23 protein-coding genes are annotated in these 18,979 nt (G+C 73.8%); 6 read left to right on the forward strand and 17 right to left on the reverse strand.

Annotation, left to right across the window (positions count from 1 at the left end; all coding sequences use genetic code 11):
* Window positions 1–26: 26 nt before the first annotated feature.
* From ACIGXW_RS00945 to hisI, 5 genes are all read right to left on the reverse strand, one after another.
* Window positions 27–467, reverse strand: coding sequence for a DUF2752 domain-containing protein (locus ACIGXW_RS00945; RefSeq protein WP_399568548.1), 441 nt, complete (start codon window positions 465–467; stop codon window positions 27–29).
* 112 nt (window positions 468–579) lie between these two features.
* Entirely contained in the window at window positions 580–810 is a 231-nt protein-coding gene (locus ACIGXW_RS00950; RefSeq protein WP_071964049.1) for an HGxxPAAW family protein, read from the reverse strand.
* A 111-nt stretch (window positions 811–921) separates the two neighbouring features.
* Entirely contained in the window at window positions 922–1,569 is a 648-nt protein-coding gene (locus ACIGXW_RS00955) for a TIGR02234 family membrane protein (protein ID WP_071964050.1), read from the reverse strand.
* Window positions 1,570–1,709: 140 nt separating this feature from the next.
* Window positions 1,710–3,254 carry an anthranilate synthase component I gene (locus tag ACIGXW_RS00960; RefSeq protein WP_399568550.1) on the reverse strand — a complete coding sequence of 515 codons (1,545 nt, stop codon included), beginning with the start codon at window positions 3,252–3,254 and terminating at the stop codon, window positions 1,710–1,712.
* An 11-nt stretch (window positions 3,255–3,265) separates the two neighbouring features.
* Window positions 3,266–3,634 (reverse strand): phosphoribosyl-AMP cyclohydrolase, encoded by a 369-nt coding sequence (gene hisI / locus ACIGXW_RS00965; protein ID WP_071964051.1) that lies wholly within the window; start codon window positions 3,632–3,634, stop codon window positions 3,266–3,268.
* A 138-nt stretch (window positions 3,635–3,772) separates the two neighbouring features.
* On the opposite strand from hisI, the gene ACIGXW_RS00970 reads away from it, so the two are divergent.
* Complete coding sequence (locus ACIGXW_RS00970; RefSeq protein ID WP_399568553.1) at window positions 3,773–4,405, forward strand: TIGR03085 family metal-binding protein; 633 nt, start codon at window positions 3,773–3,775, stop codon at window positions 4,403–4,405.
* A 49-nt stretch (window positions 4,406–4,454) separates the two neighbouring features.
* Complete coding sequence (locus tag ACIGXW_RS00975; RefSeq protein WP_071964053.1) at window positions 4,455–4,994, forward strand: DoxX family protein; 540 nt, start codon at window positions 4,455–4,457, stop codon at window positions 4,992–4,994.
* 73 nt (window positions 4,995–5,067) lie between these two features.
* On the opposite strand, the gene hisF is transcribed toward ACIGXW_RS00975, so the two are convergent.
* Genes hisF through hisD form a run of 8 tightly spaced genes read right to left on the reverse strand, consistent with a single transcriptional unit; the run spans window position 5,068 to window position 10,781 of the window.
* Complete coding sequence (gene hisF / locus ACIGXW_RS00980) at window positions 5,068–5,823, reverse strand: imidazole glycerol phosphate synthase subunit HisF (protein ID WP_071964054.1); 756 nt, start codon at window positions 5,821–5,823, stop codon at window positions 5,068–5,070.
* Entirely contained in the window at window positions 5,820–6,224 is a 405-nt protein-coding gene (locus tag ACIGXW_RS00985; protein ID WP_360913128.1) for a RidA family protein, read from the reverse strand. The genes hisF and ACIGXW_RS00985 overlap by 4 nt, the downstream gene beginning before the upstream one ends.
* Complete coding sequence (priA, locus tag ACIGXW_RS00990) at window positions 6,221–6,946, reverse strand: bifunctional 1-(5-phosphoribosyl)-5-((5-phosphoribosylamino)methylideneamino)imidazole-4-carboxamide isomerase/phosphoribosylanthranilate isomerase PriA (protein ID WP_360913130.1); 726 nt, start codon at window positions 6,944–6,946, stop codon at window positions 6,221–6,223. Before priA ends, ACIGXW_RS00985 begins: the two co-directional genes overlap by 4 nt.
* Window positions 6,946–7,602: an imidazole glycerol phosphate synthase subunit HisH gene (gene hisH, locus ACIGXW_RS00995; RefSeq protein ID WP_399568555.1), complete on the reverse strand. Its 657-nt coding sequence runs from the start codon at window positions 7,600–7,602 to the stop codon at window positions 6,946–6,948. The genes priA and hisH overlap by 1 nt, the downstream gene beginning before the upstream one ends.
* Window positions 7,599–7,766: a hypothetical protein gene (locus tag ACIGXW_RS01000; RefSeq protein WP_177338469.1), complete on the reverse strand. Its 168-nt coding sequence runs from the start codon at window positions 7,764–7,766 to the stop codon at window positions 7,599–7,601. The genes hisH and ACIGXW_RS01000 overlap by 4 nt, the downstream gene beginning before the upstream one ends.
* Window positions 7,763–8,356 (reverse strand): imidazoleglycerol-phosphate dehydratase HisB, encoded by a 594-nt coding sequence (hisB, locus tag ACIGXW_RS01005; protein WP_071965893.1) that lies wholly within the window; start codon window positions 8,354–8,356, stop codon window positions 7,763–7,765. Before hisB ends, ACIGXW_RS01000 begins: the two co-directional genes overlap by 4 nt.
* A complete protein-coding gene (locus ACIGXW_RS01010) occupies window positions 8,353–9,459 on the reverse strand; it encodes a histidinol-phosphate transaminase (protein WP_399568558.1) in 1,107 nt (368 codons plus the stop codon). The genes hisB and ACIGXW_RS01010 overlap by 4 nt, the downstream gene beginning before the upstream one ends.
* Complete coding sequence (gene hisD, locus ACIGXW_RS01015; RefSeq protein WP_399568560.1) at window positions 9,456–10,781, reverse strand: histidinol dehydrogenase; 1,326 nt, start codon at window positions 10,779–10,781, stop codon at window positions 9,456–9,458. Before hisD ends, ACIGXW_RS01010 begins: the two co-directional genes overlap by 4 nt.
* A 191-nt stretch (window positions 10,782–10,972) precedes the next feature.
* Between hisD and ACIGXW_RS01020 the strand changes: the two genes are divergently transcribed.
* The 3 genes from ACIGXW_RS01020 (at window position 10,973) to ybaK (ending at window position 13,897) form a co-directional block, all read left to right on the forward strand.
* On the forward strand, window positions 10,973–12,580 hold the full coding sequence (locus tag ACIGXW_RS01020) for an oxidoreductase (protein ID WP_399568562.1): 1,608 nt from the start codon (window positions 10,973–10,975) through the stop codon (window positions 12,578–12,580).
* A 64-nt stretch (window positions 12,581–12,644) separates the two neighbouring features.
* Window positions 12,645–13,379 (forward strand): LON peptidase substrate-binding domain-containing protein, encoded by a 735-nt coding sequence (locus ACIGXW_RS01025; RefSeq protein WP_399568564.1) that lies wholly within the window; start codon window positions 12,645–12,647, stop codon window positions 13,377–13,379.
* Between the two features lie 11 nt (window positions 13,380–13,390).
* Window positions 13,391–13,897 carry a Cys-tRNA(Pro) deacylase gene (ybaK, locus tag ACIGXW_RS01030; RefSeq protein ID WP_071965896.1) on the forward strand — a complete coding sequence of 169 codons (507 nt, stop codon included), beginning with the start codon at window positions 13,391–13,393 and terminating at the stop codon, window positions 13,895–13,897.
* 547 nt (window positions 13,898–14,444) lie between these two features.
* Here the strand turns inward: ybaK and ACIGXW_RS01035 are convergent.
* The 4 genes from ACIGXW_RS01035 to ACIGXW_RS01050 all read right to left on the reverse strand — a co-directional run bounded on the left by ACIGXW_RS01035 (window position 14,445) and on the right by ACIGXW_RS01050 (window position 18,497).
* Complete coding sequence (locus ACIGXW_RS01035; protein WP_399568566.1) at window positions 14,445–15,119, reverse strand: hypothetical protein; 675 nt, start codon at window positions 15,117–15,119, stop codon at window positions 14,445–14,447.
* Window positions 15,120–15,178: 59 nt separating this feature from the next.
* On the reverse strand, window positions 15,179–16,015 hold the full coding sequence (locus ACIGXW_RS01040) for an ABC transporter permease (RefSeq protein WP_399568569.1): 837 nt from the start codon (window positions 16,013–16,015) through the stop codon (window positions 15,179–15,181).
* Between the two features lie 43 nt (window positions 16,016–16,058).
* Entirely contained in the window at window positions 16,059–17,087 is a 1,029-nt protein-coding gene (locus ACIGXW_RS01045) for an ABC transporter ATP-binding protein (RefSeq protein WP_177337927.1), read from the reverse strand.
* A 108-nt stretch (window positions 17,088–17,195) separates the two neighbouring features.
* Window positions 17,196–18,497 carry an NYN domain-containing protein gene (locus ACIGXW_RS01050; RefSeq protein WP_071963501.1) on the reverse strand — a complete coding sequence of 434 codons (1,302 nt, stop codon included), beginning with the start codon at window positions 18,495–18,497 and terminating at the stop codon, window positions 17,196–17,198.
* Window positions 18,498–18,748: 251 nt separating this feature from the next.
* On the opposite strand from ACIGXW_RS01050, the gene ACIGXW_RS01055 reads away from it, so the two are divergent.
* A complete protein-coding gene (locus ACIGXW_RS01055) occupies window positions 18,749–18,919 on the forward strand; it encodes a hypothetical protein (protein ID WP_177337925.1) in 171 nt (56 codons plus the stop codon).
* The last annotated feature ends 60 nt before the right edge of the window (window positions 18,920–18,979 follow it).

An 18,979-nucleotide genomic window follows, 5' to 3' on the forward strand; every position in this document is an offset into this window, starting at 1 on the left:
CACCAGGCGGACCCCCGTCTGGACGCTCATGGCGCGAGCGCGGACCCGAACGGCAGGTTCCGCACCACGGTGAAGACGAGCACGACCCCGGCCAGCACCCACCAGTGTTTTGCCCGCAATTCGACCGGCATACCCCCGCCTGTCCGCAGTGCCCGGACCAGCCACAGCACCCAGAGCACGGCGAACGCGGCGTAACCGGCGACGGCCAGGGCGTTGGCGCCGAGCGCGGCGACCGGGTCGCCGTGGACCAGCGCGTGCAGGCCCCGCAGACCGCCGCAGCCCGGGCAGTACAGCCCCGTCCAGCGCAGCAGCGGGCACGTGGGGTAGTGCCCCGGCAGACCGGGGTCGACCGCGCCCACCCAGGCGACGGCGGCGCCCAGCGCGGCCGCGACGCCCAGCGGCGCCCCGGCCCGGCGGGCCGCGGCCACCGGGCGGCCGGCCGGCCGGTCGTGTGCTTGCTCCCTCACCCTGCCGAGTGTGGGCCGCACAGCACGAAGGCGCAGCTCAAACCTTGCGTACGGGCGTCCGTACGGGTCCGGGCCACGCCTTGGCGCGAAGGGGCCGCAGAAGCGGTCCAGGTCAGCTCTGGGCCTGGGCCTGCGTCCGCGTGCCGCGCTTGGGGGCCTGGCCCATGCCCATGGAACGCATGATCAGGCCGACGACGCCGCCGAGGGCGACCACGACCATGCCGGCCCAGAAGCCGGCGGGCTTCGCCATCACGACGAACGCGCCCGAGATGCAGAAGCCGATGAAGGCGATGGTGACGCCGGTCCAGGCGGCAGGGGTGTGGCCGTGGTCGCTAGCCGACATGAGTTGACTCCTCGTTGCTGTATCGCGCCTGCGGGCGCAGAGATCGCTCGGGGATATTGTCCCCGACGCCGTGGGCCGCGCCGATCTGGGGTGCGCGTGTCCGGCGGCGGGTCACTTCCCGGTCCCGCCGGTGGGGTCCTCGCCGCGGTCCAGAGCCTTCCACAGCTCCTCGGGGCGGTCCGGGTCCGCGACGGTACGGGCGCGGCGCGGGCGGGGGGTGCCGTCGCGCTCGTAGCGGCCGGACATCGTGGGCCAGTACCGGCCGTAGCGCAGGGCGAGCAGCCCGGCCAGGAGCAGCAGCACGCCGCCGGCGACCGCGACCCACGGCCAGGCGGTGTGGCTGACGTTCTCGATGGAGGCCCGGGTCAGGCCGGAGATCTTGGCGGCCTTCTCCTCCAGCGCGGCGGTGTCGCCGGCGCCGGTGAGCGCGGCGGCCACGACGCCCGCGCCGCTCAGCGCGAGCAGGCCGGCCACGAGGGTGCGTCCGGCGCCGCGCACGGCGAAGACGGCGACGAGGGCGGCGAGGGCCACGATGGCCAGGGCGCCGGGCAGGGCGGTGACGTCCTGCCCGGTGGCCTGCTCGGGGACGGGGCTGCCCTGGGCGACGGGGGCGGTGCCCTCGGACCAGGTGCGGCCGCCGGCGAGCAGGACGAGGGCGGCGCCGGCCGCGCCGAGGAGCAGGGCGATGCCTACGCTTCGGCGGGCGGGGCGGGGTGCGGTGGCGGCGGCCTGGTCGGTGGGGGGTACAGCTGTGGTCACGGGTACCACTATCCCTTGCCGGGGCCTGGTGGGGTGCGGTCGGGGGTCGGGACGGGCCGGTGGTCCCGGTTGTGCCCACCCGTTCCGCCCCAGCGGAACGACTGCCCACAACCGGGCGGGCCGACTGCCCACAACCGGGACTACAGGCGGTTCGCCGTGTGGACTGCCCTGAGGACCGCCGCTGCCTTGTTGCGGCATTCGGCGTCTTCGGCTGCCGGGTCGGAGTCGGCCACGACGCCGGCGCCGGCCTGGACGTAGGCGGTGCCGTCGCGCAGCAGGGCGGTGCGGATGGCGATGGCGGTGTCGGAGTCCCCGGCGAAGTCGAGGTAGCCGACGCAGCCCCCGTACAGCCCGCGGCGGGTGGGCTCCAGCTCCTCGATGATCTGCATGGCGCGGGGCTTGGGCGCGCCGGAGAGGGTGCCGGCGGGGAAGCAGGCGGTGAGCACGTCGAAGGCGGTGCGGCCCTCGGCGAGCCGGCCCGTCACCGTCGAGACGATGTGCATCACGTGGCTGTAGCGCTCGACCGACATGAAGTCGACGACCTCGACGCTGCCCGGCGCGCAGACCCGGCCGAGGTCGTTGCGGCCGAGGTCGACGAGCATCAGGTGCTCGGCGCGCTCCTTGGGATCGGCCAGCAGCTCCTCGGCGAGGGCCGCGTCCGCCTGCGGGGTGGCCCCGCGCGGCCGGGTGCCCGCGATGGGGTGGACCATCGCGTGGCCGTCCTCGACCTTGACCAGCGCCTCGGGGCTGGAGCCGACGACGTCGAACCCGTCGAAGCGGAACAGGTACATGTACGGGCTCGGATTGGTCGCCCGCAGCACGCGGTAGACGTCCAGCGCCGAGGCCGAGCACGGTGTCTCGAACCGCTGCGAGGGCACGACCTGGAAGGCCTCGCCCGCGCGGATGCGCTCCTTGATGTCCTCGACGGCCGCCATGTAGTCGGCGCCGCCCCAGCGGGCCGTGTACTCCGGCAGCTCGGAGGGGGGCAGGGCGGTGGGCGCGGTGGGGGTGGGCCGGTGCAGGTCCGCGGCCATCGCGTCCAGACGGGCGACGGCGTCGGCGTACGCCTCGTCGACGCCGGTCGCCAGGTCGTTGTGGTTGATCGCGTTGGCGATCAGCAGGACGGTGCCGTTCCAGTGGTCGAGGACGGCGAGGTCCGAGGTGAGCAGCATGGTCAGCTCGGGCAGGTCCAGGCCGTCCTGCTCACCGCCGGGGTGCTCGCCGATCTTCTCCAGGCGGCGGACGACGTCGTAGCCGAGGTAGCCCACCATGCCGCCGGTGAAGGGCGGCAGTCCGGCACCCTCTATGAGGTCGCGCGGGGTGTGGAGGGTCTCCACGGTGGCCCGCAGGGCGGCGAGCGGGTCGCCGTCGGTGGGGACGCCGACGGGCGGGGTGCCCAGCCAGTGGGTCCGCCCGTCGCGCACGGTGAGGGTGGCGGCGCTGCGGACGCCGACGAAGGAGTAGCGCGACCAGGTCCGGCCGTTCTCCGCGGACTCCAACAGGAACGTCCCGGGCCGCTCGGCGGCGAGCTTGCGGTAGAGGCCCACGGGCGTGTCGCCGTCGGCGAGGAAGCGGCGGGTCACCGGGATGACCCGGCGGTCCTTCGCCAGCATGCGGAAGGTCTCGGCGTCGGGGGTGACATCCCCGCTGGACCCGTGGGAAGCAGATGCGGACGTGGCAGCCATGGCAGCGGAGCCTACTGGCCCAGCGGGAGGTTGCCGGAATCGAAACAGGTGCGGGTCCCGGTGTGGCACGCGGGGCCGACCTGGTCGACCTTCACCAGGAGGGTGTCCGCGTCGCAGTCCAGGGCCACCGACTTCACGTGCTGGACGTGCCCGGAGGTGTCGCCCTTGACCCAGTACTCCTGGCGGCTGCGGCTCCAGTAGGTGCAGCGGCCGGTGGTGAGGGTGCGGTGGAGCGCCTCGTCGTCCATCCAGCCGAGCATGAGCACCTCGCCGGTGTCGTACTGCTGGGCGATGGCGGGGACCAGGCCGTCGGCGCTGCGCTTGAGGCGGGCGGCGAGGGCGGGGTCGAGGGCGGAGGAGGGGCGGGCGTTGCCGGTCATGGGTCCATGATGCCTGGCCCGGGGGCCGGACGGGCACCGGGCGGCGAGCGCCGGACCCGGCCGGGGCGGGCGCCGGACGCCGTCCGGATCTGGCGCGGCGGCGTGGTCCCGCCGGGGGCGCGCCCGTAGGCTGACGCCATGTCAACTCACGCCCAGCGCGAACGTCTGCTTCTCGCCGACCTGTTGGAGACGGTGGGCCCCAACGCGCCGACCCTGTGCGCCGACTGGCGCGCCCGCGATCTGGCCGCGCACGTGGTGGTGCGCGAGCGGCGCGCCGACGCGGCCGCCGGCATCGTGTTCAAGCCGCTGGCCGCGCGCCTGGAGCGGGTGCAGGCCGAGTTCGCGGCGAAACCGTACGAAGAGCTGATCCAGCTCATCCGTACCGGTCCCCCGCGCCTGTCGCCGTACGCCCTCAAGCCGGTCGACGAGGCGGCCAACACCGTCGAGTTCTTCGTGCACACCGAGGACGTGCGCCGCGCCCAGTCGGAATGGACGGCGCGCGAGGTGGACCCGGTCTTCGCCGACGCGCTGTGGAGCCGGCTGGAGCGGACGGCGCGACTGCTGGGCCGCAGAGCGCCGGTGGGTCTGGTGCTGCGCCGGCCGGACGGCCGTACGGCGGTGGCGCACCGGGGCGCGCCCGTGGTGACGGTCACCGGGGAGCCCGGGGAGCTGACGCTGTTCGCCTTCGGGCGCCAGGACGCGGCGCAGGTGGAGCTGGAGGGCGAGAAGGACGCGCTGGCGAAGCTGCGGGAGGGGACACTGGGAATCTGAAGGCTCGGGGGCCCGGACCGGACACCGACACCGGAGGAAGGTGCCCATCATGGCTTTTCCTGGCAGAACCAACGTTCTCGGCGACCGCGCGGGCCCGCTGCCGGCGACCGGCATCTCGCTGGGGCTTCTGCTGCTGCGCCTGATGCTCGGCATCATCATGGTCGGACACGGCACGCAGAAGCTCTTCGGCTGGTTCGACGGGCCGGGCATCGACGGGGTCGCGAAGGGCTTCGCCGCCCTTGGTTATCCGGCGCCGAAGGCCATGGCCGTCATCGCCGGTCTCAGCGAGACGCTGGGCGGTCTGGGCCTCGCCCTGGGGCTGCTCACGCCGCTGGCCGCGGCGGCGGTCCTGGGCACGATGGTCAATGCGCTGGGTGTGACCTGGGACGGCGGATTCTTCCTGCCGAAGGGCGTGGAATTCACCCTTTTGGTCGCGTTGTCGGCCACCGCTTTGGCGCTGACCGGGCCGGGGCGGTACTCGGTGGACGCGCACCTGCCGGTGCTACGGGAGAACCGGCTGGTGTACGGGGTGGGGGCGATCGCGCTGGCGCTGGTGGCGGGGGCGGTGTTCCTGCTGATCCGGGACTGAGCCGGGCAGGGGGAATGTGCCCCTGCCCCGCCCTTTCACCGTTTCCTGTCCTCGATCGCCGGACGGGCTGAATTCAGCGCACCGGGTGCCCCGCCTCGCGGAGGGCCGTTTTGACCTCCGGGATGCGCAGGGTGCCGAAGTGGAACACCGACGCGGCCAGGACCGCGTCCGCGCCCGCCTCCACTGCCGGGGCGAAGTCCGCGAGCTTGCCGGCGCCGCCGCTGGCGATGACGGGGACCGTGACGTGGCGGCGCACCGCCGTGATCATCTCGGTGTCGTAGCCGTTCTGCGTGCCGTCGGCGTCCATGGAGTTCAGCAGGATCTCGCCGGCGCCCAGCTCCGCCGCGCGGTGCGCCCACTCCACGGCGTCCAGGCCGGTGCCACGGCGGCCGCCGTGGGTGGTGACCTCGAAGGATCCGGTCGCGGTGCGGCGGGCGTCCACGGACAGCACCAGCACCTGGCGGCCGAACCGCTCCGCGATCTCCTTGATCAGTTCGGGCCGCTCGATCGCGGCGGTGTTGACGCCGACCTTGTCGGCGCCGGCGCGCAGCAGCTTGTCGACGTCGTCGGCGGTGCGCACGCCGCCGCCCACGGTCAGCGGGATGAAGACCTGCTCGGCGGTGCGGCGCACCACGTCGTAGGTGGTCTCGCGGTTGCCGGAGGAGGCGGTGATGTCGAGGAAGGTCAGCTCGTCGGCGCCTTCCCGGCCGTAGACCGCGGCCATTTCGACGGGGTCGCCCGCGTCGCGCAGGTTCTGGAAATTGACGCCCTTGACGACGCGGCCGTTGTCCACGTCCAGGCAGGGGATGACTCGGACGGCGAGGGTCACGCCGGTTCTCCTTGGAAGGCTTCTACTTCTACTTCCACCAGGACGCGCGAGTCGACGAAGCCGGAGACCACGACCAGGGTCGCGACCGGCCGGACGGTGTCGAAGAGCTCCTTGTGGGCGCGGCCGACCGCGTCCACGTCCCGCGCGTGGGTGATGTACATCCGGGTGCGGACGACCGCCTCGGGCCCGAGGCCGAAGCGCTTCAGCGCGTCGAGGGCGTTGCCGAAGGCGGCCAGCGTCTGCTCGTACGGATCGCCTTCGCCGTGCAGCACGCCGCCCACCAGCGGCATGGTCCCGGCGACGAGCACCCGGTCCCCCACCGCCACGGCACGTGCGAAGCCGATCGACTCCTCCCAGGAGCTGTCTGTCTGCACGCGCCGCGGGGCTGGGGTTTCGGTCATACGGACACTGCCTCCAGGGCCTCTTCCAAGGTGAACGCCTTGGCGTAGAGGGCCTTGCCGACGATGGCGCCTTCGACCCCCTCCGGTACCAGGGTCGCAAGTGCGCGCAGATCGTCAAGGGAGGAAACGCCTCCGGAGGCGACGACCGGCCTGTCGGTGGCCGCGCAGACGTTCTTCAGCAGCTCCAGGTTGGGGCCCTGCAGCGTGCCGTCCTTGGCGATGTCGGTGACGACGTAGCGGGCGCAGCCCTCGGAGTCCAGGCGGGCGAGGGTCTCGTAGAGGTCGCCGCCGTCGCGGGTCCAGCCGCGGCCGCGCAGGGTGGTGCCGCGTACGTCCAGGCCGACCGCGATGCGGTCGCCGTGCTCGGCGATGACCTTGGCGACCCACTCGGGGGTCTCCAGGGCGGCGGTGCCGAGGTTGACGCGGGTGCAGCCGGTGGCGAGGGCGGCGGCCAGGGAGGCGTCGTCGCGGATGCCGCCGGACAGTTCGACCTTGATGTCCATCGAACGGGCGACCTCGGCGACCTGCGCCCGGTTGTCGCCGGTGCCGAAGGCGGCGTCCAGGTCGACCAGGTGCAGCCACTCGGCACCGGCCCGCTGCCAGGCCTGGGCGGCGGCCATCGGGTCGCCGTAGGAGGTCTCGGAACCGGACTCGCCGTGCACCAGGCGGACGGCCTGGCCGTCGCGGACGTCGACGGCGGGCAGGAGTTCAAGCTTGGGCATCAGAGCGTCTCGATCCAGTTGGTCAGCAGCGTCGCACCGGCGTCGCCGGACTTCTCGGGGTGGAACTGGGTGGCCCACAGCGGGCCGTTCTCCACGGCGGCGACGAACGGCTCGCCGTGCGTGGCCCAGGTGACCTTCGGCGCGCGGATGTTGGCGTTGGTGACCTCGAGGTTCCACTCGCGCACCGCGTAGGAGTGCACGAAGTAGTACCGGGTGTCCGCGTCCAGGCCGGCGAAGAGCTGCGAGTCCTCGGCCGGGGTGACGGTGTTCCAGCCCATGTGCGGTACGACGGGGGCCTTGAGCGGCTCGACCGTGCCGGGCCACTCGTCGAGGCCCTCGGTCTCGACGCCGTGCTCGATGCCGCGCTCGAAGAGGATCTGCATGCCGACGCAGATGCCCATGACGGGGCGGCCGCCGGAGAGCCGGCGCCCGATGATCCAGTCACCGCGGGCGGCGCGCAGGCCCTTCATGCAGGCCTCGAAGGCGCCGACGCCGGGGACGAGCAGCCCGTCGGCGTTCATCGCCTTGTCGAAGTCGCCGGTGATCTCCACGTCGGCGCCGACGTGGGCCAGGGCGCGCTCGGCGGAGCGGACGTTGCCGAAGCCGTAGTCGAAGACGACGACCTTCTTCGCGGTCTTCGTGACGGGGGTGCTCATGACCACAGCCCTTCGATACGCATCACACCGGCGGTCAGGCACATGGCGGCGCCTATGCCGAGCAGCACGATCACGCCCTTGGGCATGCCCTGCTTGAGGAAGGAGATGATGCCGCCGAGGAGGAACAGCCCGACGACGATGAGGACGGTCGACAGGCCGTTCACAGGGCACCCTTCGTGGAGGGGAGGATTCCGGCGGCGCGCGGGTCGCGCTCGCAGGCGTAGCGCAGGGCGCGGGCCAGGGCCTTGAACTGGCACTCCACGATGTGGTGGGCGTTGCGCCCGTACGGGACGTGGACGTGCAGGGCGATCTGCGCCTGTGCGACGAAGGACTCCAGGATGTGCCGGGTCATCGTCGTGTCGTACGCGCCGATCATCGGCGCCATGTTCTCGGGCTCGCTGTGCACGAGGTACGGGCGGCCGGAGAGGTCGACGGTGACCTGGGCGAGGGACTCGTCCAGGGGGACCGTGCAGTTGCCGAAGCGGTAGATGCCCACCTTGTCGCCGAGGGCCTGGCGGAAGGCGGCGCCCAGCGCGAGGGCGGTGTCCTCGATGGTGTGGTGGGTGTCGATGTGCAGGTCGCCGTCGGTCTTGACGGTGAGGTCGAAGAGGCCGTGGCGGCCGAGCTGGTCGAGCATGTGGTCGTAGAAGCCGACCCCGGTCGACACGTCGACCTGTCCGGTGCCGTCGAGGTCTATCTCGACGAGGACGGACGTCTCCTTGGTGGTGCGTTCGACGCGTCCAACGCGACTCATGAGTTGTTCTCCTTGCGAATGGCGCGTACCGCGTCCAGGAACGCGTCGTTCTCCTCGGGGGTGCCGGCGGTGACCCGCAGCCACCCCGGCACGTCGTTGTCCCGTACCAGGACACCGTGGTCGAGGAGGGCCTGCCAGGCGGCGTGGCTGTCCTCGAAGCGTCCGAACTGCACGAAGTTGGCGTCCGATTCGGTGACCTCGCAGCCGATGGCGCGCAGCTCGTCGACGATGCGGTCGCGCTCGGCCTTGAGCTGTTCGACGTAGCCGAGCAGCGTGTCGGTGTACTCCAGGGCGGCGAGCGCCGTGGCCTGGGTGACGGCCGAGAGGTGGTAGGGCAGGCGCACCAGCTGGACGGCGTCGACCACGGCGGGGTGGGCGGCGAGGTAGCCCAGGCGCAGCCCGGCCGCGCCGAAGGCCTTGGACATGGTGCGGGAGACGACGAGGTTCGGGCGGCCCTCGATGAGGGGCAGCAGCGAGGGGTGATGGCTGAACTCGCCGTAGGCCTCGTCGACCACCACGATCGACGGCTTGGCCGCCTGCGCGGCCTCGTACAGCCGCAGGACGGTCCGGGCGTCGACCGCCGTGCCCGTGGGGTTGTTGGGCGAGCAGACGAAGACGACGTCGGGCCGGTGCTCGGCGATGGCCCGCTCGGCCGCGTCGACGTCGATGGTGAAGTCCTCGTGGCGCGGGCCGGGGATCCAGCCGGTGCCGGTGCCGCGGGAGATCAGGGCGTGCATCGAGTACGAGGGCTCGAAGCCGATGGCCGTGCGGCCGGGGCCGCCGAAGGTCTGCAGCAGCTGCTGGAGGACCTCGTTGGAGCCGTTGGCGGCCCAGACGTTCTCGCGCGTGACCGTGTGCCCGGCGGTGCGGGTGAGGTAGGCGGCCAGCTCGGTGCGCAGCTCGACCGCGTCCCGGTCGGGGTAGCGGTTGAGGTGCCGGGCGGCCTCGGCCACACGCTCGGCGATGCGGGCGACGAGGGGCTCGGGCAGGGGGTAGGGGTTCTCGTTGGTGTTCAGGCGTACGGGCACATCGAGCTGGGGGGCGCCGTACGGGGACTTGCCGCGCAGTTCGTCCCGGATGGGGAGGTCGTCAATACCCGTCACTTGCTGTCCGGAACCTTCCAGTCGAACCTGGCCCTGACCGCCGCGCCGTGCGCGGGCAGGTCCTCGGCGTCGGCGAGCGTCACCACGTGCGCGGCAATGTCGGCCAGCGCCTCGCGGGTGTAGTCCACGACGTGGATGCCGCGCAGGAAGGACTGGACCGACAGGCCGGAGGAGTGGCAGGCGCAGCCGCCGGTGGGCAGCACGTGGTTGGAGCCGGCGGCGTAGTCGCCCAGCGACACCGGGGCGTACGGGCCGACGAAGATCGCGCCGGCGTTGCGCACCCGGGCGGCGACCCGGGCGGCGTCCTCGGTCTGGATCTCCAGGTGCTCGGCGCCGTAGGCGTTGACGACCTCGAGGCCCTGCTCGATGCCGTCGACCAGCACGATGCCGGACTGGCGCCCGCTCAGAGCGGGCAGGATGCGGTCCTCGACGTGCTTGGTGGCGGCCACCTGGGCGGCCAGTTCCTTCTCGACGGCGACCGCGAGGTCCTCGGAGTCGGTGACGAGCACCGAGGCGGCCAGCGGGTCGTGCTCGGCCTGGCTGATCAGGTCGGCGGCGACGTACGCCGGGTCGGCGGTGTGGTCGGCGAGGATGGCGATCTCGGTCGGGCCGGCCTCGGCGTCGATGCCGATGCGGCCCTTGAGCAGCCGCTTGGCGGCGGCGACCCAGATGTTGCCGGGGCCGGTGACCATGGTGGCCGGGCGGCACTCGTCGGTGCCGTAGGCGAACATGGCGACGGCCTGGGCCCCGCCCGCCGCGTACACCTCGTCGACGCCCAGCAGCGCGCAGGCGGCCAGGATCGTGGGGTGCGGCAGGCCGTCGAAGTCGGCCTGGGGCGGCGAGGCGACGGCCATGGAGCCGACGCCGGCCTCCTGGGCCGGCACCACGTTCATGATCACGGACGAGGGGTAGACGGACCGGCCGCCAGGCACGTAGAGCCCGACGCGGTCGACGGGCACCCAGCGCTCGGTGACGGTGCCGCCGGGCACGACCTGGACGGTGTGGTCGGTGCGGCGCTGCTCGCGGTGGACGAGCCGGGCGCGGCGGATGGACTCCTCCAGCGCGGCCCGCACGGCCGGATCCAGCTCCTCGAGGGCACGGGTGATCGCCTCGGCGGGCACCCGGACCCGCTCGATGCGCACGCCGTCGAACCGTTCCGCGTAGTCGATCAGGGCCGCGGTGCCGCGATGATGCACGTCGTCACAGATGGGCCGCACCTTCTCGAGGGCGGCCGCGACGTCGAGCTCGGCACGGGGCAGCAGATCGCGGTCGACGCCTTCGGAGGGGAAGGCGGCGCCGCGCAGATCGATTCGGGAGATCACGCGGTCAATTGTCTCAGACCCGTCCCGCCACACGGCTTCGCGTACCACTCAGTGATACGCGGCGAAAGAGTTGATCTTTTTCTGACCGAGGACGGACAATCGCTCCTCACCGCCGGTGTTCAACCGGTCACCCGGCGGGAAAGGCCCCTGCACGGGGTGCACGAAGGGGACGGGGGCAGGAAGGGGGAACCGTGACCGAGCCGGCCGACGGCGAGCCGCCCACCGGGCTGGAGCTCACCGCCGTCGAACGGGACATGTGGCAGGCGTTCCGCAACGGCGCCACCCTCGACCTGCGCAGCACCGCCTCCGCCGAGCACAACGACCCCGCCGGCCCGCATGTATGGGGCCCCGAGCGCAGCGTGCGCGCCCGCGTCGTCGCCCTGCTGCTGCTCCACGGGCCCGCCGCCCACCCCGGGCGTGTCGCCGCGCTCAAGCTCAACGGCGTGCGGATCACCGGCACCCTCGACGTCGCCGGCGGCACCGTCGTGCCCTACGTCGAGCTCCACAACTGCCGCTTCGACGAGCAGCTGCTGCTGCCCGAGAGCAACTTCACCACCCTGCGCCTGGTCGGCTGTGCGATGCCCCGCCTGGAGGGCGCCCGCATCCGCACCGAGGGCGATCTGCACCTGCCCCGCTGCGTGATCCCGCACGGCATCCGGCTGACCGACGCGCACATCGGCACCGACCTGCTGCTCAACCAGCTGGTGGTGCGCCGCGACCGGCGCGGGCTGTCCATAGCCGCCGACGGGATGACGGTCGGGCAGGACCTGCAGGCCGAGATGATGCGTTCGCACGGCGAGCTGAGCATGCGCGGCGCGACGATCGGCGCCTCGCTGAGCCTGCGCGGCACCACGCTCAACAACCCCTACGGGCGACGCGCCCTGAACGCCCCGCAGCTGACGGTGGAGCGCACCCTCTACCTCACGGCGGCCGGCATCGGCGGCCGCCGGTACGGCGGCGGCGCCACTCCCCCGTACGGCATCACCCTCAACACACCCGAGCAGGGCACGCGGCTGCGGCGCTTCGAGTGCCTGGGCGGCGCGCGGCTGGACGACGGGCGGTTCGGCGACGCGGTGGACCTCAGCCAGGCCCGGTTCGTGATGGAGGCCGACCAGGAGCTCTCGCTGCGCCGCGTCCAGACGCCCGAGCTGCGCTTCCTGGGCGAGAAGCAGCAGCGCGGACGGGTGGTGCTCTCGGGCGCGAAGGTGGCCAACCTGATCGACCGCTACGACAGCTGGCCGGGCCCGGGCGGCCTGGTGATGGCCGGCTTCTTCTACGAGAACCTGATACCGATGGGCCACTTCCCGCTCGCCCGCCGCCTGGACTGGGTCGCGGCGGCCACCCCGGAGTACGCCCCGGAGCCGTACGAGCGGCTGGCGGGCGCCCTGCGCGGCAGCGGCGAGGACGCGGACGCGCGGGCGGTGCTGCTCGCCAAGCAGCGACGCCGGCGCGAGACCCTGCCGCCGGCCGGCAAGGCGTGGGGGTACCTGCAGGACTGGACGGTGGCGTACGGCTACCGGCCGGGGCGGGCCGCGGTGTGGATGGCGGTGCTGTGGGCGCTGGGGGCGCTGTACTTCTCCTACCGTCCGGTGCCGCCCCTCAAGGAGGGCGAGGGCCCGCGGTGGGACGCCGCGCTCTACACCCTGGACCTGCTGCTGCCCGTCATCGACCTGGGGCAGGGCACCGCCTGGCGGCCCGGCGGCGGCACCCAGTGGGTGGTCGCGGCGCTCACGCTGCTGGGCTGGATCCTCGCCACGACGGTGGCGGCGGGCGCCTCCCGGCTGCTGCGCAGGCAGTGATCAGGCTGCGCCTCCAGTGAAATCCTCCCGGGGACCGGCAGCCCGGCCATTAGGCTTACCGGCCGTGACCACCGCGCGCCTTCCCCTCTTCCCGCTGAACTCGGTGCTGTTCCCCGGCCTCGTGCTGCCGCTGAGCGTCTTCGAGCAGCGCTACCGCGCCCTGATGCGCGATTTGGAGAAGCGGCCGGAGGACGAGCGCCGGTTCGGGGTGGTCGCCATCCGCGACGGCCACGAGGTGGCGCCCAGCGCACCGGGCCTGCCCGACGAGGACCGCCCCGAGCCCGGGCCCGCCTCCGGCTTCGGCGCCGACCCGCTGAAGGCCTTCCACACCGTCGGCTGCGTCGCGGACGCGGCCACCATCCGCGAGCGCCCGAACGGTACGTACGAGGTGCTGGCGACCGGCACGACGCGCTTCCGGCTGCTGTCCGTCGACGCCTCCGGGCCGTATCTGACGGGCGAGGTGGAGACCGTCGAGGAGCGCCAGGGCGAGGGGGCCGGGGCGCTCGCCTCCGGCGTTGTCCGGGCGTTCAGGGCGTACCAGAAGCGGCTGGCCGGGGCGAACGAGGCGTCGCTGGCGGGCCGGGCGGACCTGCCCGGCGAGCCGCAGGTGCTGTCGTATCTGGTCGCGGCCGCGGCGGTGCTGGACACCCCGGTCAAGCAGCGGCTGCTGCAGGCCCCCGACACCGCGACCCGGCTGTCGGAGGAGCTCAGGCTGCTGCGCGCCGAGACCGCGGTGATCAGTAAGCTCCCGTCGCTGCCGGCCGTCGAACTCACCCGGCGGCCCACCAGCCCCAACTGAGGAATCCGGCCTTGGCGAAGAAGCCGAAGAAGCAGCAGCAGGCGTCGGGGGCGACCCCGGCGATCGTCGCCCTGGAGAAGGCGGGCACCGCCTTCTCGGTGCACGCCTACGACCACGACCCGGCCGCGCCCTCCTACGGCGAGGAGGCCGCCCAGGCCCTGGGCGTCGAGCCGGGGCGCGTCTTCAAGACGCTGGTGGCCGACGTGGACGGCACACTGACCGTGGCCGTCGTGCCGGTCTCGGGCTCGCTCGACCTCAAGGCCCTGGCGGCGGCCGTCGGCGGCAAGCGGGCGGCGATGGCCGACCCGGCCGCCGCCGAGCGCACCACGGGGTACGTCCGGGGCGGCATCTCCCCGCTGGGGCAGCGCAAGCGGCTGCCGACGGCGCTGGACGCCTCCGCCCGCGCGCACGCCACGATCTGCGTCTCGGCCGGTCGCCGCGGCCTGGAGGTCGAGCTCTCCCCCGACGACCTGGCACTTCTGACGAAAGCGGTGATCGCCCCGATCGCCCGGGCCTGACCGTTGGCCCGCGCCCGGGCTGGACTGATGCCCGTCCCTTCGCTACGACCAAGGGGCGGGCCGCCGCGCGTGCGTCCCGCCCAGGGAGGGGACGCCCATGTCGAAGCGCACCCGCAAGCGCCGCTGGCGCCTGAAGAAGGGCCGCGCCAACCACGGCCGCAGGCCGGCCTGATCCAGCCCGTCCGGAGCAACACCCGGCGCGGCGATCCCAGCCCGTCCGGCGTTTGAGGACAGCCGCAACCGTCCCGGCGCGGAGCCGCCGACGCAACCCGGCGCGGCACCATCCAGCCGGGAAGGGGGGCGGCACCATCCAGCCCGGAACGGGGGCGGCACCACCCAGCCCGGGAAGGGGGCGCGGCACCACCCAGCCCGGCACGGGCCCGGCACCACCCAGCCCGGCACGGGCCTGGCACCATCCAGCTCGGAACGGGCGCGGCACCACCCAGCCCGGAACGGGGGCGGCACCACCCAGCCCGTCCGGCGCTTGAGGACAAGAAACGGTGAAAGGGCGGGGCGGGGAGAAGGCATCCCGCCCCGCCCCCAAGGCCTAGGCCCGGTCGGACTCCGGCGGCGCCTCCGGCGCCTCCGGCGCCCACGCCAGAGCGGGCTCCGGGTCGCGAGGCCCGAACAGGGCCGTGAGGCCCAGGTGCACGGCCATCGCCGCCAGCGGCCACGCCAGCAGCATCCCCTTGGCGGCCAGCTTCAGCGGTGCGTCGAAGACCACGCCCTTGCCCACGGCCCGCGCGTGCGCGGCCACGTCGGAGGACGGGCCCAGCCGGACGCCCAGCCGCCAGCCGATCACCGAGGCCAGCAGGGAGCCGGCCGCGAGGCCCACCACGAGGGCGATGCCGCCGCGCCGGCGGAAGAGGAAGACCGCCGTCGCACTGACCGCGCCGAACGCCAGGCCCAGCAGCGCGAACCAGCCGTCCGCGCCGATGGCCTGCTCGCCTTCGGTGTTCTTGAGGTAGACGGCCTTGCCGTCGGAGATCAGCGGCACCCGCGGCGCCAGCCACATCCACAGCAGCCCCAGCAGGACGCCGGCCACCGTGACGGCCGCCGCGACGATCGCGGCGTCCCGCATCTCGAGGCGCGTCTCCTCGGCCCGGGCCAGGGCCGCCTCGTCCCGCACCGCCTCCGGCAGCTCCGGGCCCGGCGAGGGCACGGCGCCGGCGGGCGCGGGGTCGGGGGAGGAGTCGTCATGCGGCGTCAGCGGTGCGGTCACCTTGCCATCGTGCCAGGCGCGGGCCGGGGCCCCGGCGCCAGGAGGGTCACTGCGGCGCGTCACCGCACGGCCGCCCGACGGTAGGCCCAGGTCGCCACGGCCAGCGACACCACACCGACGGCCGCGCACACCCCCAGGTCCGCCGCCACCAGCAGCCAGTCGGGGTGCGCGTCGAAGCTGCGCGCCAGCGCCTCCACGCCGTAGGTGGACGGCAGCAGGTCACGGGCGTAGCCGATCGGCGCCGGCATGCGGTCGGCCGGCAGCACGCCCAGCAGCAGCGCCGCCGACATGCCCAGCTGGCCGCAGAGCGTCGCCAGCTCCTGGCGCGGCGCCAGCAGTCCGAGGGCGGCGCCGAGCCCGGCCAGCGCCGCGCCGGACAGCGGGACCACCGCGGCCAGCACCCACAGGTGCACCATCGACAGCTTGAACAGCACGCTGCCGACCACCGCCGTCACCAGCGTGCCGGGCGCGGTGAAGGAGGCGTACGCCCCCGCCGCCCCCAGCACGACGGCCGCGGGCGGCACCGGAAGCGTCGCGTAGTGGTCGAGGCCGCCGCTGGCGCGCAGCTGGCCGAAGTACTGGGCGAGCAGGTTCAGCGCGACGAACGCGACGACCAGCACGCTGGAGCCGGCCACGACCGCCCGCGCCTCGGCGCCGCCGTCGACGACGCCCCGCATGAGGATCATGATGCCGACGGACTGGAACGTGGCCACGAACAGCAGCGGGATCCGCGCGACGCGGGCTCGCGAGAGCTGCGCGCGGTAGACCGCCGCCAGCGCCGGCAGCAGCCGCGCCCGGGGGGCCAGCGGTGCGGCCCCCTGGCCGTCGGGCCACGACTGGGTTCCGCCCTGCGCCCGGGCCTGCCCGGGCACCGCCTCTGCGGATACGGCACTCACGCGGCACAGCTCCTGTTCGGTTCGGCCTTCACGCCGGCGCCCCTCATGCCTTGACCAGTCCCTGGGCGCGGCCGCCGCCCAGCGCCAGATAGACGTCCTCCAGGCTGGGCGTGGCCAACGTGAAGTCGTCGAGGGCGGCGAACGCGGGCCCCCCGGTCACGGCGGCGACGGCGGCGCGGGCCTCGGCAGGGGCGAGCCGCAGCGACCACCGGCGGCCCGTCTCGTGGGCGGCGTCGCGCAGCGCGGCGACCTCCGGGACGTCCAGCGGCGGCTCGCCGCGCCAGACGAGGTCGACCCGTACCTCGTCCCCGACGAGCTCCTTGAGCCCGGCCGGGGTGTCGCAGGCGATGATCCGCCCGTGTTCGAGCACCGCGACCCGGTCCAGCACAGTCTCGGCCTCGATGACGTTGTGGGTGACCAGCAGCACCGTGGTGCCGCGCTCGGCGCGCCGGCGGTCCACGGCGGCCCAGACGGCCCGGCGGGCCACGGGGTCCATGCCGGTGGTCGGCTCGTCCAGGACGAGCAGGGGCCGCTCGCCGACCAGGGCGGCGGCGAAGCAGGCGAGGCGGCGCTGGCCACCGGAGAGCTTCTTGAGCGGGCGGCCGGCGATCGCGGTGAGCCCGAGCTCCTCGAGGACGGCGTCGCGCTCGGCGCGGGCGGCGCGCAGGTCCAGGCCGCGCAGCCGGCCGGTGGTCTCGGCGGCCAGGGACACGGTCAGCTCGTCCAGCGCGGTCGACTCCTGGCCGAGGTAGCCGACGAGGCGGGCGGCGCGCTCGGGGTGGCGCACGAGGTCGTGGCCGAGGAGCTCGACGCTGCCCTCGTCCGGGCGCAGCAGGCCCGTGAGCTGGCGGACGAGCGTGGTCTTGCCGGCGCCGTTGGGGCCCAGGAGGCCGAAGATCTCACCGCGCCGGACGTCGAGGTCGATGCGGTCGCTGGCCCGCACGGCGGCGGCGCCGGGCGCACCGCGCCGGCCGCGCGCGGCGGGGTAGGTCTTGACGAGGCCGCGCACGGCGCACACCACGCCGTCCCCCGATCGCCCCGGGGACCCCCGCTCCGCCTGTTTCGCGCCCATCCTCACGAGCTATGAGGGTACGCGCCCCGGCGCCTGCGGCGTGCTCCGGGGGCCTCCTCCGGCCACCGGTGGCGCCGCTCGCCGGGCGCCCCGTCGCCGCGCACGGGCTCAGTCCCCGGCGGGAGCGTGTTCCGCGGCGGTGCGGGCGTCGATCTCGCGCCAGAAGCCGGCGCGGATCGCGTAGCGGTCGTGCTCGTCGATCTGGTCGTCCTTGTGGGCGAGGAGACCGAAGCGGGCGGCGTAGCGCAGGAGCTCGCCGTCGATGCGGTGCGGGATGCGCGGGTACTCGGTGGACAGGTGCTGGAGGTGGATGGAGTCGGTGATGCGCTCGGTCCAGCGGCGGGCGAAGACCTGGCCGACCTCGAAGGGGTCGCCGCCGACGGTGGTGATGTCCTCCTCGCGGTCGGCCCACCGCTGCTCGGCGCTGGTGAGCTGGGCGAGCATGGGCAGGGAGGCGGTTTCGGGGGGCTCCCCGAGGCCGTTGCCGGCGCCGCGCTCGACCCAGCCCTTGTCGGAGGACCAGCGCAGCGTGGCGCTGGGGGTCGCGGACGCTCCCGAGGCGGCGGACTGTGCGGCTGCGGGCTGGGGGGCGCCGGCGGCGGGGCCGCGACCCAGGCCGGCGAGGTCCTTGGGGGTGGGCACGCCCCGTACCGCGGGGGAGTCGGCGCCGCGCTCGGGGGAGGTGCAGGGGGCGGTGGCGGTGGCCGCGGGGCGGGTGCCGTTGCGCTCGGCGGCCGGGCGGGCGTCGGCCGTACGGCTCGCCGCGGCGGCGGCAGCGGCCGCGGTCTCGGGCAGCGGCGCGGAGAGGATGGCGGCGATCTCGGGCCCGGGGGCGGGCTGGGGGGCGCAGATGCCGGTGAGTTCCTTGGCGCGTACCGCCCGGGTGATCCACGTACGGTCCAGGACGCGCCGCTCGTCGGCCTCGGCGACGAGGTCCTCGGACTGGTTGTAGTCGCCGTCGGCGGCCTGGACGGCCCACAGGTGGACGGCGACGCCGTGTTCCTTGGCGGACATCAAACCCGGGAGCAGGTCGCCGTCGCCGGTGACGAGCACGATGTCGGAGCAGGCGCGGTTGCGGGCGAGCTCGGTGAGCTCGGCGTGCATGGCCGCGTCGACGCCCTTCTGGGCCCAGCGGCCGTCGCTGCGGGTCAGGGCGCCGAGCCGGACGGTGACGCGGGACATCACGCGCAGCCGGCGGTGCTCGGGCTGGGGCACGCGGTCGGGGGCGCCGTCGAACCAGTAGATGCGCAGCAGCGGCCGCTGGGTGTCGGCCTCGGCGCGTTCGCGCAGGCCTTGGATGAGGGTCGCGTGGTCGACGGTGATGCGGGACCGGGCGGGTTCCCCGGCCAGTAGGCTCGCGGCGGCGCCCAGAAGATACCCGGCGTCCACCAGGACGACGCAGCGGTCCACGTTCCACCCTCTTTCCGTGAGTTCAGAAGTGCGGCCCCCCGGCACAGGCGTGCCCCGGTCTCCTTTGGCTTTCCCAGGAGTCTGCCCGACCGCGCGGGGGTTATCAGTCCGAACTGGATCTTCGGCGTGGCGGATACGGGCCACGGCCGATAAGTACCCCTGTCACCCACGGTAATTACCCGAAATGCACGTTTGGCCGCTGCGTGGGAGGGTGAATCGAGGGGGTCATCCCGATGCGGAGGCACTTCAGCATGGCCAAGAACAAGAACCGGAAGCAGCCACAGTCGTCGAGCGCCGCCGAACGCGGGCAGCAGCAGGCCAAGAGCTCCTCGATGGAGCAGCAGACGGAGCAGCGGCAGTCCCAGGTCACCCCTGGCGACATGGCGCGCAAGGGCCGCCAGAAGCGGTTCGGCCACAACTGACCGGCGCTTAGGTGCGTTTGAGGGGCGCGCCCGCTTGAAGCGGGCGCGCCCCTCGCGCGT

Source organism: Streptomyces sp. NPDC053079 (genome assembly GCF_044546695.1).
In the GTDB taxonomy this organism is placed as follows: domain Bacteria; phylum Actinomycetota; class Actinomycetes; order Streptomycetales; family Streptomycetaceae; genus Streptomyces.